This is a genomic window from Amycolatopsis sp. NPDC051371 (genome assembly GCF_040682155.1).
Classification (GTDB): domain Bacteria; phylum Actinomycetota; class Actinomycetes; order Mycobacteriales; family Pseudonocardiaceae; genus Amycolatopsis.
The window spans coordinates 192486-206853 of record NZ_JBFBAG010000004.1 but is presented as its reverse complement, the minus strand read 5'-3'; the positions used below and the strand labels follow the sequence as shown (position 1 = coordinate 206853).

13 protein-coding genes are annotated in these 14368 nt (G+C 71.8%); 10 read left to right on the top strand and 3 right to left on the bottom strand.

Features of this window, described 5'->3' with window-relative positions:
- Positions 1 to 7: 7 nt before the first annotated feature.
- From AB0M59_RS07440 to AB0M59_RS07430, 3 genes are all read right to left on the bottom strand, one after another.
- Complete coding sequence (locus AB0M59_RS07440) at positions 8 to 673, bottom strand: response regulator transcription factor (protein ID WP_155547899.1); 666 nt, start codon at positions 671 to 673, stop codon at positions 8 to 10.
- Positions 670 to 1830, bottom strand: a complete 1161-nt coding sequence (locus AB0M59_RS07435; RefSeq protein ID WP_364610208.1) for a histidine kinase — start codon at positions 1828 to 1830, stop codon at positions 670 to 672. Before AB0M59_RS07435 ends, AB0M59_RS07440 begins: the two co-directional genes overlap by 4 nt.
- 299 nt (positions 1831 to 2129) lie before the next feature.
- Positions 2130 to 2792 carry a hypothetical protein gene (locus AB0M59_RS07430; protein ID WP_364610204.1) on the bottom strand — a complete coding sequence of 221 codons (663 nt, stop codon included), beginning with the start codon at positions 2790 to 2792 and terminating at the stop codon, positions 2130 to 2132.
- A 175-nt stretch (positions 2793 to 2967) separates the two neighbouring features.
- Here AB0M59_RS07430 and AB0M59_RS07425 point away from each other — a divergent pair, with 175 nt between their 5' ends.
- The 10 genes from AB0M59_RS07425 (at position 2968) to AB0M59_RS07380 (ending at position 14367) form a co-directional block, all read left to right on the top strand.
- Positions 2968 to 3717: a response regulator transcription factor gene (locus AB0M59_RS07425; protein WP_364378811.1), complete on the top strand. Its 750-nt coding sequence runs from the start codon at positions 2968 to 2970 to the stop codon at positions 3715 to 3717.
- A complete protein-coding gene (locus AB0M59_RS07420; RefSeq protein WP_364610201.1) occupies positions 3695 to 5203 on the top strand; it encodes a HAMP domain-containing sensor histidine kinase in 1509 nt (502 codons plus the stop codon). Before AB0M59_RS07425 ends, AB0M59_RS07420 begins: the two co-directional genes overlap by 23 nt.
- 84 nt (positions 5204 to 5287) lie before the next feature.
- The gene (locus tag AB0M59_RS07415) at positions 5288 to 7156 is read left to right on the top strand and encodes a glycosyltransferase family 39 protein (RefSeq protein ID WP_364610198.1); all 1869 of its coding nucleotides are present in this window, start codon (positions 5288 to 5290) and stop codon (positions 7154 to 7156) included.
- Positions 7157 to 7601: 445 nt separating this feature from the next.
- Positions 7602 to 8615, top strand: a complete 1014-nt coding sequence (locus tag AB0M59_RS07410) for an ABC transporter substrate-binding protein (protein ID WP_364610195.1) — start codon at positions 7602 to 7604, stop codon at positions 8613 to 8615.
- Positions 8612 to 9484 carry an ABC transporter permease gene (locus tag AB0M59_RS07405; protein WP_364610192.1) on the top strand — a complete coding sequence of 291 codons (873 nt, stop codon included), beginning with the start codon at positions 8612 to 8614 and terminating at the stop codon, positions 9482 to 9484. Before AB0M59_RS07410 ends, AB0M59_RS07405 begins: the two co-directional genes overlap by 4 nt.
- A complete protein-coding gene (locus AB0M59_RS07400; RefSeq protein ID WP_364610189.1) occupies positions 9481 to 10269 on the top strand; it encodes an ABC transporter ATP-binding protein in 789 nt (262 codons plus the stop codon). Before AB0M59_RS07405 ends, AB0M59_RS07400 begins: the two co-directional genes overlap by 4 nt.
- Before the next feature lie 25 nt (positions 10270 to 10294).
- Complete coding sequence (locus tag AB0M59_RS07395; protein ID WP_364610186.1) at positions 10295 to 13006, top strand: nitrate- and nitrite sensing domain-containing protein; 2712 nt, start codon at positions 10295 to 10297, stop codon at positions 13004 to 13006.
- The gene (locus AB0M59_RS07390; RefSeq protein ID WP_364610183.1) at positions 13003 to 13437 is read left to right on the top strand and encodes a roadblock/LC7 domain-containing protein; all 435 of its coding nucleotides are present in this window, start codon (positions 13003 to 13005) and stop codon (positions 13435 to 13437) included. Before AB0M59_RS07395 ends, AB0M59_RS07390 begins: the two co-directional genes overlap by 4 nt.
- Complete coding sequence (locus AB0M59_RS07385) at positions 13437 to 13790, top strand: DUF742 domain-containing protein (RefSeq protein WP_364610180.1); 354 nt, start codon at positions 13437 to 13439, stop codon at positions 13788 to 13790. Before AB0M59_RS07390 ends, AB0M59_RS07385 begins: the two co-directional genes overlap by 1 nt.
- Complete coding sequence (locus tag AB0M59_RS07380; protein WP_364610177.1) at positions 13768 to 14367, top strand: ATP/GTP-binding protein; 600 nt, start codon at positions 13768 to 13770, stop codon at positions 14365 to 14367. The genes AB0M59_RS07385 and AB0M59_RS07380 overlap by 23 nt, the downstream gene beginning before the upstream one ends.
- The last annotated feature ends 1 nt before the right edge of the window (position 14368 follow it).

Here is a 14368-nt window from a genome sequence, read left to right as displayed (position 1 = left end):
GGCCAGTCTAAGCAGGCCGGTCGCCCGGGACGAGTTCGTGTCGGTAGGCGTACACGACGGCGTGCACGCGGTCGGGCAGTCCGAGCTTGCTCAGCACGCGGGACACGTGCGTCTTCACGGTCTCCTCGCCGACGTGCAGCTGCCGCGCGATCTCGGCGTTGCTGCAGGCGTTGGCGATCAGCAGCAGGACCTCCCGCTCGCGGGAGGTGAGCCGGGCCAGCTCGGGCGGTTCGGCGGCCGCGGGTTCGAGCACCGACGCGAACTTCGCGACCAGCCGACGGGTCACCGACGGGTCGATCAACGCGTCGCCGCGCGCGGCCACCCGTATCGCCGCGACCAGCTCTTCCGGCGCCAGGCTCTTCAGCAGGAACCCGCTCGCCCCGGCGCGCAGCGCGCGGTAGACGTACTCGTCGGCGTCGTAGGTCGTGAGGACGAGGACGCGGGTGTCGTTGCCCGGCGCGGCGAGGATCGCCTCGGTCGCGGCGAGGCCGTCGAGGCGGGGCATCCGGACGTCGAGGACCGCGACGTCCGGGCGCAGGCGGGCGGTCTCGGCGACGGCTTCACGGCCGTCGGACGCCTCGCCGACGCAGGTGAAGTCGGGCTGGGTGTCGAGCAGCGCGCGCATCCCGGAGCGGAACATCGCGTGGTCGTCGGCCAGCAGGACGCGGATCATGTGCTCTCCACCGGGAAGGTCGTGCGCAGCTGCCAGTGCTCGCCGGTTTCGCCGTAGGAGACCTGGCCGCCGAACAGGGTGACGCGCTGGCGGATGCCCGCCAGGCCGCGGTGCGCGTGCTCGTTTTGGGTGGGGCGGTCCGCGCGCAGGCCGTTCGTCACCGTGAGCACGACTTCGGTGCGGCCGTGGTTCAGCTCCACCTCGACCGGGCCCTCGCCGTGGCGCAACGCGTTCGTCAGGGCTTCCTGGGCGATCCGGTACAGCGCGACGTCGAGCGAGCCAGGGAGCTCGCGGGGTTCGCCGCGCAGGGTCAGCCGGGTCGGCAGGCCGGCCGCGCGGACGGTCTCGACCAGCTCGTCGAGGTTGTCCAGACCGGGCTGTTCGGCGTTGGTCTCCGCGTGCAGGAGGTCGAGCAGCCGGCGCAGGTCGGCCATCGCCGAGCGGCTGGCGGACTCGACCGCGCCGAGCGACTTCCGCACCGGCGAGTCGCCGTCGGGCAGGCCTAGCCGGGCGGCGCCGGCGTGCACGCCGATGGCGCTGACGTGGTGGGAGATGACGTCGTGGAGGTCGCGCGCGATGGTCGTGCGCTCCTCGGTGACGGCTCGCCGGATGGCTTCTTCCTCGTGCTGGCGGCGTTCGTCCGCCTCCCGCTCGAGATCGGCGATGTAGGCGCGCCGGGCGGTCGTGTACCGGCCGACCAGCCACGGCAGGAGCCCGCTGACGCTGACGCTGATGGCGATCAGCCGCCAGTCGGACGCGGTGCGCCCACCGCCTTCGATGCACCCGGCGACAACGCCGGCGAGCAGGGCGAGGAGCGCGAGGACGGCGGGTTTCGGGCGCAGCCACGCGCCCGCCCGGTAGCCGGCGATGAGGATGCCGGCGTTGTTGCCGACGACGTAACCGGTGCAGGTGCAGAGAAGCAGGGGCGAGCCGGCGAAGAGGAGGGCGTGCGCGAGGGCGACCCAGCCGGAGTACCGGGCGGGGCCGGCGAGGGCGGCGTTGACGGCGATCCCGGCGAGCAGGACGGCCCAGGCGCGCCAGCCGGCCCCGCCTTCGCCGAGCGGCCCGCGGAGGGTGAAGAGGGCGGCATCGCAGACGACGCAGACCAGCGCGACCAGCAGCGACTGGCGTCGCAGGGACCCGCGGATGTCGTGCACACCCGCAACTGTGCCCTAGTCGGCGGGCGGAGTGGGCGGGAACGCCCCGATGCGGCGGGAGGGGTACGCGGCACCGGGGCGCTCCCTGATCGGGAAGGTCGTGGGTCCCGAGCGCCCCAAGGCGGCCTTGGTTGCGTTGAACGCACCGAAGGCCGCCTTGGTTGCGTTGAACGCACCGAAGGCCACATTGGGGCGCTCGGGGCGGGAGCGTTGGCGGGCGGCTCGGCATGCTCGGGAGTCGTCGGCTCACCGGGGTGGGGCGGGCCGGGGGCTGCCGGGCAGGGCGCCCCCGGCCGTGGTCAGTTCGTCGGGCGGGCCGAGTAGTTGCCGCCTCGGCGCTGGCCCGGCTGGCGCTGCCCCTGCGTCGCCTGGCCCAGCGAAGTCGCCGTCGCCGCGGTGCCCTCGACCTTCGCCACCACCGTCACGTTCGTGTCGCCCTGCTTCACGTCGCCCGTCTTCTGGGTGGATCCGTCGAGCGTGTACGTCTGCTTGTAGCCGTCCTTGCTCGTCAGTGTCACCGAGGTCGCGCTCAGTGCCGTGACGTCGCCCGTCTGGAGGCGCTCGGTCGTGTAGCCGCCGCTGCCGTTCGACACCACGAAGTCGCCGTGGAGCGCCTCGCGCAGCGCCGCCATTCCGCCACCGAAGCCACCGCCGAAGTTGCCGCCCGGACCGCCCTGGCCGGGGAACTGGCCGCCGCCCGGGCCGCCGAAGCCGCCTGGGCCCTGCTGGGCCGAATTGTCAGCGCTGCTGGTGCCCGCCCAGATCGCCGCGCCGCCGCCGGCCGCGATCACCACCGCGATGCCGGCCGCGATCGCCGTCTTCTTGCCGGACCAGCCCTTCTTCGGCGGGGCGGCCGCCGGATCACCCCAGTTCGCCGGGGCCGGTTCGCCCCAGGCCGGCGTGCTCGCGGCGGGTGCCGGGCCGCCCTCGGGCGGCGTGTTCGGCGTCGGCTCGGTCGTCATCGTGTCCTCCGGTGGTACCCACACTGGTCCAGGCCAGGTTCACCGCCGAGGCTGTGTTTGAGCTGTGCGGGGCGTCAGCACGCGCTGTGGCTCCCTTACCCGGACGAAGGACTCTCACAGGAAACGCACAGCGAGGTCACAGTGAGCACCGATGAGCCGCCGAGAAGATGGCACTATGACCGCTATGAACGCCACGTCACCCGGCCCCGGCAAGGCCGACCTGCGCCGCGCCGACGGGAGCCCGGTGCGGGTCCTCGTCGTCGACGACGAGGCGACGCTGGCCGAGCTCGTGTCGATGGCCCTGCGCATGGAGGGCTGGGAGGTGCGCAGCGCGGGTGACGGCACGGAAGCCGTCCGGATCGCGCGCGACTTCCGCCCGGACGCCGTCGTCCTCGACGTCATGCTCCCCGATTTCAGCGGTCTCGAGGTGCTGCGCCGGATGCGGTCCGAGGCGGCGAACCTGCCGGTGCTCTTCCTGACGGCGAAGGACGCGGTCGAGGACCGCATCGCCGGGCTCACCGCGGGCGGCGACGACTACGTCACCAAGCCCTTCAGCCTCGAAGAGGTCGCGCTGCGCCTGCGCGCACTGCTGCGCCGGGCGGGCGGGGTGACCGGCGCGAGCGGGTCGACGCTCGTCGTCGGCGACCTCACCCTCGACGAGGACAGCCGCGAGGTGCACCGCGGCGGCGACCTCGTGCCGCTGACCGCGACCGAGTTCGAGCTGCTGCGCTACCTCATGCGCAACCCCAAGCGCGTGCTGTCGAAGGCCCAGATCCTGGACCGCGTGTGGAGCTACGACTTCGGCGGTCAGGCCAACATCGTGGAGCTCTACATCTCCTACCTGCGCAAGAAGATCGACGCCGACCGCGAGCCGATGATCCACACCATGCGGGGCGCCGGGTATGTCCTCAAGCCAGCGGGCTGAGCGGCGGCGGTTCCGGATGCACCGGCCGTGGTCGCTGCGGCGGCGGCTGATCGTCCAGCTCGCCGCGCTGCTGGCGCTGGTGTGCCTGGTCGTCGGTGTCGTCACGGAGTTCGCGCTGAGCGAGTTCCTCGTCGGCCAGCAGGACAAGCGGCTGGCCGCGGCCAGCGAACGCTCGCACGGCGGTGACCGGCCGCCGCCCTGGACGTACGGTGAGGCGCCACCGCCGGATCCGCTGCGGGCGCTGGGCCAGGGCGAAGGCACGCTCGCCGCCGTCCAGGTCGGTTCGCGGGGCACCGGGGCCGTGCTCGACTCCAGCGTGGGCTCGCCGACCAAGCGGCGGGCGCCGTACCGGCAGCTCGACAAGGACCAGGTGCTGGCGCTGCTGGCACTGCCGTCCGACGGAAAGCCGCACAGCATCGTCCTCAGTGGCACCCTCGGCGACTACCGCGTCGTCTCGACGACGTCGCCCAACGGCGACAAGACCGTCATCGGCCTGCCGCTGAAGGACGTCAACGAAACGCTCTGGCGGCTGGGGTTCATCCTCGGCGGTGTCGCGCTCGCCGGGATCCTCGTGGCCGGCGCGGTCGGCGCGGCGACGATCCGGCGCACGATGAAACCGCTCGACCGGCTGGCCGCGACCGCGACGCGCGTCTCCGAGCTGCCGTTGGATCGCGGCGAAGTCGCGCTGTCGGAACGGGTCCCGGAGGCCGACACCGACCCGACCACCGAGGTCGGCAAGGTCGGTTCGGCGCTGAACCGGATGCTGCAGCACGTCGCGAACGCGCTGACCGCGCGGCACGCGAGCGAGAACCGCGTCCGCCAGTTCGTCGCGGACGCGAGTCACGAATTGCGCACGCCGCTGGCGGCGATCCGCGGGTACGCGGAGCTGACCCGCCGCGGCGGCGAGGAGGTGCCGCCGGACGTCGCGTTCGCGATGAGCCGCGTCGAGTCCGAGTCGCGCCGGATGACAACACTGGTGGAGGACCTGCTGCTGCTCGCGCGCCTCGACTCCGGCCGTCCGGTGGTCCACGAATGGGTGGACCTGTGCCGGCTGGTGGCCGACGCTGTCGCGGACGCGCACGTCGCGGGCCCGGGCCACAAGTGGCTGATGGACGTCCCGGGCGAGCCGATCGGCGTCCTCGGCGACGCGGGCCAGCTGCACCAGGTGGTGATCAACGTGCTGGCCAACGCGCGCACGCACACCCCGGCGGGCACGACGGTGACGACGACACTGTCCACTTCGGACGGAGTAGTCCGGCTCCGCGTGGCGGACGACGGCCCGGGCATCCCGCCGGACGTCCTCCCGGACGTCTTCGAGCGCTTCGCCCGAGGCGACAACTCACGTTCACGGGCGGCCGGGAGCACCGGGCTGGGGCTGGCGATCGTGGCCGCGGTGGTCGGGGCGCACGACGGCCGGGTCCGAGTGCAGAGCAGGCCGGGGCGCACGGAGTTCGAGATGACCTTCGCGGCGGCGCCCGCTCCCTAGCGGTCACCCGATCGAGCCGGATGCACAGCGCACGCACAGCTTCGGCACAAGTTCACCACATGCGGCGCCGACACGGTCGGAACCATGACGACCACGCTGTCGGCGCCCGAACACGCCCAGCCCGCGCCCGAGGCCGCCCGGAAACCGCGGTGGGTCAAGCCCTCCGTGGCCGCCCTGCTGGCCGGCACCGGGCTGCTCTACCTGTGGGACCTGGCGAAAACCGGCTGGGCCAACGACTTCTACGCGATGGCCGCCCAGGCCGGCACGTGGAGCTGGAAGGCGCTGTTCTTCGGTTCGCTCGACCCGGGCAACGTCGTCACCGTCGACAAGCCGCCGTTCTCGCTGTGGGTCATGGGGCTGTCCGGCCGGCTCTTCGGTTTCTCGAGCTGGAGCCTGCTCGTGCCGAACGCCCTCGCCGGCGTCGGCTCGGTGGGCCTGCTCTACCTCGCCGTGCGACGGCTTTCCGGCCCGGGCGCCGGGCTGCTCGCCGGGGCCGGGCTCGCGCTGACGCCGGTCGCCGCGCTCATGTTCCGCTACGACAACCCCGACGCCTTCCTCGTGCTGCTGCTCGTCGCCGGCGCGTACTGCGTCGTGCGCGCGCTGGAGCACGCGAGCACGAAGTGGCTGGTGCTCGCCGGGGTCGCGGCCGGGTTCGGCTTCCTCGACAAGATGCTGCAGGCGTTCCTCGTCCTGCCCGCGTTCGTGCTGGCGTACGCCGTCGCGGCGCCGACCTCGCTCGGACGCCGGATCGGCCAGCTGGTCGCCGCGGCCGGCGCGGTGGTCGTCTCCGCGGGCTGGTGGATCGCGGTCGTCGCGCTCTGGCCGGTGGCGGACCGGCCCTACATCAGCGGCTCGACCGACAACACCGTGCTGGAGCTGGCTTTCGGCTACAACGGTCTGGGAAGGATCTTCGGGGAAGGCCGGGGCGGCGGGACGTCCACACCGCCGGTCGGAGCCGGCGTCCGCGGCTTCGGCGGCGGCTTCGGCGGCGAAACCGGCCTGACGCGGTTGTTCAGCGGCGAGTTCGGCGGGGAAGCGTCGTGGCTGCTGCCCGCCGCGCTGCTCGGCCTGGTCGCGGGGCTGTGGTTCACCCGCCGCGCGCCCCGCACCGACCGGACCCGTGCGGCGCTGCTGCTGTGGGGCGGCTGGCTGGTCGTCACGACGCTCGTGTTCAGCTACATGAGCGGCATCATCCACCCGTACTACACGGTCGCGCTGGCGCCGGGGATCGCCGGCACGCTGGCGATCTCCGCCCGTGAGCTGTGGCGCGGCCGCGCGAACTTCGCGGCCCGCACGGTGCTGGCCGTCATGCTCGCCGTCACCGCGGTCTGGGGCTTCGTGCTCCTCGCGCGGACGCCGGACTGGCAGCCGTGGATCCGCTACGCGCTGCTCGTGCTCAGCGCCGCCGCCGTGCTGGCGCTGCTCTTCGGCGCCGACCGGCTCCGGCGCTCCGGCCCCGCGGTGGCCACGCTCGGCCTGTGCGGCGCGCTGCTCGGGACGGCGTCCTTCACCCTGGCCACGGCGGCGACCGCGCACTCCGGTGGCACGCCGTCGTCCGGCCCGTCCGTCGCGAGTGGACGCGGGTTCGGCGCCCGCGGCGGCTTCGGGGAGGGCCAGACCGACGCCGCCGTGATCGACCTGCTGAAGAACACCACGACGAAGTGGGCCGCGGCGCAGAGCGGCGTGATGCAGTCGGCGGGGCTGGCGCTGTCGAGCGGACGGCCGGTGCTCGCGATCGGTGGCTTCAGCGGCAGCGACCCGGCGCCGACGCTCGCGCGGTTCCAGCAGTACGTCGCGGCCGGCGACATCCACTACTTCGTGGCCGGCGGGCGCGGCGGTTTCGGTGGCGGCCGCGGCACCTCGGGTGAAATCCAGACGTGGGTCGAGCAGAACTTCACGCCGGTGACCGTCGGTGGCACGACGATTTACGACCTGACAAAATCTGTCAATTGATCGAAATTCGACCGATTGTTTCAGGCGTGTTAACAGTCGAGGAATGATTCGCCGATCCGGGGCCGGTGCGATATCGGTGGAGGCGTACACCTGTTCGATCTCCGTCTCGATGACCGGCGCATTGCGAACGATTGTTCGGTTCCCGGAAATAGCGCTCGGTGATGATCACGGCGTGAGGTGACGACGAGGGACTACAGTCCGTGCAATCGCACGTGCCCGTGGCCGCGATCTTGGCCGGGCGGCCGACAGAAACGCGGGAAACTCGATCTGGAAGCGGCCTGATATCGCTGGTCCGCCCGGCCGGGGGTCACTCGTTCGGCTGCATTGCCGGGGCGTTGTGGAGATCTTGTGCTAGTCGCTAGGCTCTCCGCCGGTCCGTGGTCCTGAGCACCGCTTTTCCTCAGGTACGGCACCACTCCACTTCCCCCGCAGCTGGGAGTTCGTTGTGATTTCCCGTTCCCGCCCCCGTCTGCTGACGGTGCTCCTGACCTTGCTGACCCTCGCCGGGGTCACCGCCCTTTCGGGCTGCAGCGACAGTTCCGCGAGCGGCGGCGGCGACAAGATCACCCTCGGGTTCAGCGCGTGGCCGGGCTGGTTCCCGTGGCAGGTGGCGCAGGAACAGGGCCTGTTCGCGAAGAACGGCGTGAACGTCGACCTGAAGTACTTCGACAACTACACCGACAGCATCAACGCGCTCTCCAGCGGGGCCATCGACGCGAACAGCCAGACCCTCAACGACACGCTTTCCTCGGCGTCCGGCGGCGCCAAGCTGTCGATCGTGCTGGTGAACGACAACTCCACCGGCAACGACAAGATCATCGCGCGGGACGGGATCAACGCCATCGCCGACCTCAAGGGCAAGAAGGTCGCGGTCGAGCAGGGCACGGTCGACCACTACCTGCTGCTGCTCGCGCTGCAGGAAGCGAAACTGACCGAAAAGGACATCGAGCTGGTCAACCTCCCGACCGACGCCGCCGCGGCCGCGTTCGTCGGCGGCCAGGTCGACGCGGTGGGTGCGTTCGCGCCCTTCACCTCGAAGGCCCTCGAGCGCCCGGGCAGCCGCGCGATCTCGACGTCGGCGGAGTTCCCCGGCGCCATCCCGGACCACCTCGTCACGTCGCAGAAGCTCGTCAAGGATCACCCGAAGGACGTCCAGGCGCTGGTCAACACGTGGTTCGAGACGCTCACCTGGATCAAGAACAACAAGGCCGCGGCGGTCGGGATCATGGCCAAGCGCGGCGGTGTCTCCGACGCGGACTACCAGACCTACGACGCCGGCACCACGATCTTCACGCGCCAGCAGAACCTCGACGCGTTCACGCCGGGGGTCACCGCGCAGCACCTCGACTTCCAGGCGAACAAGATCGTCGACTTCATCGTCGGCACCGGGCTCGCGCAGCAACGGCCGTCGCTCGACGGGCTGTTCGACGACCAGTTCGTGAAGGCCACGCCGCAGTGACCGGTCCGACTCGGCAGCTCGCCGAACGGCAGGAGTCCGGCCGCCCGGCCTGGGCGCCCCTGCCTCGCCGGACCGCGCCGAAAGCCGCGTCGCCGCTGTTTTCCTTGCGTACGCCCATTTCCGCGCCGGCGCGCTGGAGGCTGGCGGTGCTGTCGTTCGCGATCCCGCTCCTGGCGTGGGTCGTGCTGAGCGTCAGCGGGGTCGTCGTCCCGACGTTCCTGCCGTCCCCGGCCGCGGTGGTCAGGGCCGGGATCGACATGGCGAGCACCGGCGAGCTCTTCGACGACCTCTGGGCGACGACCCAGCGGGTGCTCGAAGGCTTCGGCCTCGCCGTGCTCGTGTCGGTGCCGCTCGGCATCCTGATGGGGAGCTTCACCGCGGGGCAGGCGTTCTTCGAGCCGCTGATCGGGCTGCTGCGCTACCTGCCGGCGAGCGCCTTCATCCCGCTGCTGATCATCTGGCTCGGCATCGGCGAGCCGTCGAAGATCGCCATGCTCTTCATCGGGACGGTCTTCTTCAACACGCTGATGACCGCCGACGTCGTCCGCGGTGTGCCGGGCGAGCTCCTCGACGTCTCCTACACCCTCGGCGCGCGCCGGGGTGAGGTGCTGCGCAAGATCGTCGTGCCGCACTCGCTGCCGGGCATGATCGACGCGATCCGTGTCAACGCCGCCGCGGCGTGGAACTTCGTGGTCGTCGCCGAATTGATCAACTCGCAGGCGGGCCTCGGCCACCGGATCGTGCTGGCGCAACGGTTCCTGCGGACGGACACGATCTTCGCCGTGCTCGTGGTCATCGGGGTCGCCGGTCTGGTCATCGACGTCCTCCTGCGCACGCTGCGCACGCGGGTCGGGAAGTGGGCGGCATGACGCTGGAACTGCGGAACGTCGCGAAGGACTACACCGTGCGCGGCAAGGTGACGCGCGCGCTCGACGGCGTCGACCTCGAGGTGCTGCGCGGCGAGTTCGTCTGCGTCGTCGGCGCGAGCGGCTCGGGCAAGTCGACGCTGCTGTCGCTGGTGGCGGGGCTCAGCGGCCCGACCGAAGGCGAGATCCTGCTCGACGGCGTCCCGGTGACGGGCCCCGGCCCGGATCGCGGGCTGGTGTTCCAGGCCGGCGCGCTTTACCCGTGGCGCAGCGTCGAGAAGAACGTCGCGTTCGGACTCGAGCTGCTGCCGGTCGACGCGGCCGAGCGCGCCAAGCGCGTGGACTGGTACCTCGCCGAGACCGGGCTCCACGCCGTGCGCAAGTCGCTGCCGAAACAGCTTTCGGGCGGCCAGAAGCAGCGCGTCGCGATCGCGCGGGCGCTCGCCTGTGAACCGGACGTCCTGCTGCTGGACGAACCCTTCGGCGCCTTGGACGTCCAGACCAAAGAGGACATGCAGGTGCTCATCCGCCAGGTCTGGGCCGACACCGGCACCACGGTGCTGATGGTCACGCACGACGTCGAGGAAGCGGTGTTCCTGGGCGGCCGGGTGGTGGTGCTCGCCTCCGACCCGGGCCGGATCGCCGCCGACGTCGAGGTGACGCTGCCCGCCGAGCGGGACCTGGCGGTGAAGCGCGAGCCGGCGTTCCTCGCGCTGCGCGCCCGGATCGAGGACCTCGTCCGGGAGCAGCACCGCGGCCACGTCGGCCGGGTGGCCGCGGACGGGTGAGAACGGAAGACGGGAAGGTGTGGGGATGAGGCACGGCAGGTCGACCGCGGACCGGGCCGGCGGCGGGGGAATCCTGGCCCGGCTCGGCATTCGCGGCAAGCTGAACCTGCTGCTGCTGCCCCCGCTGGTCGCGGTGGTGCTGGTGTCGGTGCCGTTCGTGCTGACCCAGGCGAGCAGCGCCGTGGCCGCGACGCAGTCGGCGACGGTGGCGCGGCACACCCAGCAGCTCGGCGGCCTGGTCTGGCAGCTGCAGCGCGAACGGCTGCTCACCGGCGCGTACGTCGCGACGCCGTCGATGTCCGCCGACCAGATGCTGCGGCAGCAGAAGACGGTGAACGCGGCGGTCGAGGACGTGCGGTCGTCGCTGGGTGCCGACGCGCCGGACGAGCTTTCCGCGGCCCTGACCCGGATCGGTTCGCTGAACGAGCTGCGGCAGAACGCCGAACGTCGTGGCGTCGCGCTCGACAGCGTCGCCCGCACCTACCACGCGGTGATCGGCGCGGTAATCGATTCACTGCGGCTCGTCCCGCAGCTCACCAGCGACGCCGAGGGCACGCGGGAGCTGACCGCGCTGGAGGCGCTGCTGCGCGCGAACGAGGAGAACTCGTTGCGCGGCATGGCGTTGATCGTGACGGCGGTGTCGCCCGAGGCCGGCCGGTCCATCCTGGACGACGCGACCCAGCAGGCGCCGATCTTCACCGACCGGTTCGTCCAGCAGGCCGACGACGACACCGACCGCGACCAGTCCGCCCTGGTCGTCAACGTCGAGCAGAGCGACGCGGGCCGCCGGATCGACGACCTCGCCTCCCAGGTCGGCAACCCGCGCGACGCGGCCGGCACCACGCAGTACGTCACCGACGTCCTCACCGCGTCGGAAAGTCAAGCGGGACAACGGAAGCTGGTCCAGGAGCGGGTCACCGGCGAGATCGCCGACGCGGCGACCGGCCGCGCGGACGCCGGCACGCGGCTGGCGTGGCTGGTCGGCGTCGGCGCGGGCCTGCTGTTCCTGCTGGTCGCCTTCCTCGCCGTCGCGGTGTCGCGCTCGATCGCCTTGCCGCTGCGGCGGCTGACCACGGCGGCGACGTCGGTCGCCGACCTCGCCGGCACCGAGCTCGTCCGCGTGACCGACACCGAGGAAGCCGAGGAGCAGGTCCCGCGGCTGGCCACGATCGACGTGGTTTCGAGTGACGAGCTGGGCGAGCTGGCCGCGGCGTTCAACCGGGTCCAGACGACCGCGGCCGAGCTGGTCGAGCGGCAGGCGCTGACCCGGCGCAACACCAGCCTGATGTTCGCGAACGTCGCCAAGCGCACGCAGAACCTCGTCGGCCGCCAGCTCGCGCTGATCGACGAGGTCGAGCGCAACGAGCAGGACACGCGGCTGCTGGCCAGCCTCTACCGGCTCGACCACCTCTCCACCCGCCTGCGCCGCAACGCCGACAACTTGCTCGTGGTGTCCGGCACCCGCGACGAGACGCGCATCGCCGGCCCGATCGAGCTGTCCACGGCCCTGCGCTCCGCGCTCGCCGAGATCGAGGACTACCAGCGCGTCAAGCTCGGGGTCGTCGCGGAGATCCTGCTGTCCTCGGCCCTGGGCGCCGACCTGGTGCTCGTGTTCGCGGAGCTGCTGGAAAACGCGACGTCGTTCTCGCCGCCGGGCTCGATGGTCGAGGTCGACACGATGTTCCTCGCCGACGGCTCCTGCCTGGTGAGCATCGTCGACCACGGCATCGGCATGACCGCGCAGAAGGTGGCCGAGGAGAACCAGCGGCTCGTCGAGCGCGAACGGCTGGAGCTGGCGCCGACGAGTGTGCTCGGCCTGTTCGTGGTCGGCCGCCTGGCGCGGCGCCACGACCTGGGCGTCGAGCTGCTCGCGACGCCGACCACCGGCGGCGTGACCGCGCGGCTGACGATCCCGCCGTCGCTGTTCAGCCACCGCGCCGAGGTGCGCGTGAAACCGGTGATCCCGGTTCAGGCCGTGCCCGAGGCGCGTCCCGCGGAAGCCGTCGCCGTCGCGGCCGCCGCGTCCACTGTGTCCACTGGGTCCATTTCGGACACTTGGCGCCCGGTCGAGCTGCCGGCGCCGGCGATCCCGGCGCTCCTCGGGTCCCGCAACGGCTTCCTCTGGTTCAACCAGCGGGAACCGGTGTGGCCGGACACCGAGCCGGACGTCCGGGAGCCGGAGAGCCGGAGTGGGCTCAAGCGGCGCGTCCGCGGTGCCCAGCTGCCGAGCCCGGGCACCACGGCGCCGGTGCTGCCGGAGCCCGGACCGCGGCACGACCCGGAGGCGACCAAGGCCGCGATGGACGGGTTCCAGGACGCCTTCGCCCGGGCCGCCGAGGTCTCCGCGACGGCGGGCGACGGCGCGTCGCTGCCGGTCCGCGTGCCCGGGGGCTCGGCGATGGCCGCCGAAGCCCCGGTGTCCGCGCCGACCGTCGTCACGGCACCCGTGTCGCTCCCGGCCGCGCCCCAGTCCCGGGACGGCCTGGTCCGCCGGGTCCCCGGTGCCCAGCTCGCCCCCGGCCTGCGTCAGCAGGTCGCCGCGGGCAGGCCGGCCGCCCGGGCCGTCGTGGACCGCGGCAAGCGGGACCCGGCGGCCGAGCGAGCGGCGTTCGACTCGTTCGCCGCCGGCCTCGCCAAGGCGGACGTGGTGACGGCGGAAAGTTCGCCGGGAGGCGTGACCGCCGGCCGGGTGGCGGAACATCTTGGAATGGACGCACGAGAAGAGAGCAGGAAATGAGCATCCCCGCAGCAGGTGTCAGCGTCGAAGCCCAGAACTTCAACTGGCTGGTGAGCCGCTTCGCGCAGCACACCGCGGGCGCGATCGCCGCCATCGCGGTCTCCGCCGACGGCTTGCTGATCGCGGTGTCCTCGGAGCTCGAGCGCTCCAACGCCGACCGCCTCGCCGCGATCTCCTCCGCCATGCTCGGCCTCGCCCACGGCGTCTCCGAAAGCCACCCGCTCGGCGCGCCCGACAAGGTGATCATCGAGCTGGAGCACGGGTACCTGCTGGTCTGCACCATCAGCATCGGCTGCTCGCTGGGCGTCCTGGCCAACAAGCAGGCCAGCCTGGGCACGATCGCCTACGAGATGGCCATGTTCGCCAACCGCGCCACCGAAGTCCTGACGCCGGGCCTGATCGAGGAGCTCAAGAACACCGTAGGTGCGTGATGACCGAAGAACCGGACACCTCCCTGCTGCGGCCGTACCTGATGACCTCGGGACGCGCCCAGCCGGTCGACCAGAGCCTCGAGATCGAGGCGCAGGTCATGACGTCCCGCCTCGGGGCGGCGTCGCACCCGAAGCTCACGTTCGAGCGGCAGGAGATCGTCTCGCTCTGCCGCAGCACCGTGTCGGTCGCCGAGGTGGCCGCCATGCTCGGCCTGCACATCGGCGTCGCCCGGGTGCTGGTGGCCGACCTCGCCGAGCAGGGCTACGTCGTCGTCCGGCGGCCGGCGAACCACACGTCGCAAGACCTCGGCATGATCGAAAGGGTCATTCGTGGACTCGAAGCCATTCACTGAACCGGCGGCCCGCCCGCCGGCGCCGGTCAAGATCGTCATCGCGGGCGGCTTCGGCGTGGGCAAGACGACGGCGGTGTCGTCCATCTCGGAGATCAAGCCGCTGACGACGGAGGCGGCGATCACGTCGGTGGCTGCTTCGGTGGACCGCACGGGCCACGTCCCCGGCAAGACCACGACGACGGTCGCCCTGGACTTCGGCTGCATCACGATCGACGAAGAGGTGAAGCTGTACCTGTTCGGCACGCCCGGCCAGGACCGCTTCGGCTTCATGTGGCAGGACCTGGTCCACGGCGCCCTGGGTGCGCTGGTGATCGTGGACACCCGCCGCATGGACGACTGCTACCCGGCGGTCGACTACTTCGAGAACGCGGGCCTGCCGTTCGTGGTGGCGGTGAACATGTTCGACGGGTCGTTGGGCCACAACCTGGAGGACATCCGCTGGGCACTGGCGGTGAGCGAGGACGTCCCCCTGATCACGTTCGACGCGCGGCAGCGGCTTTCGGTGCGGGACGCGCTGCTGGCGGTCCTGCACAACACGTTCAAGAAGGCCCGCGCCCAGGCGGGCGCGGGGGCTTGAT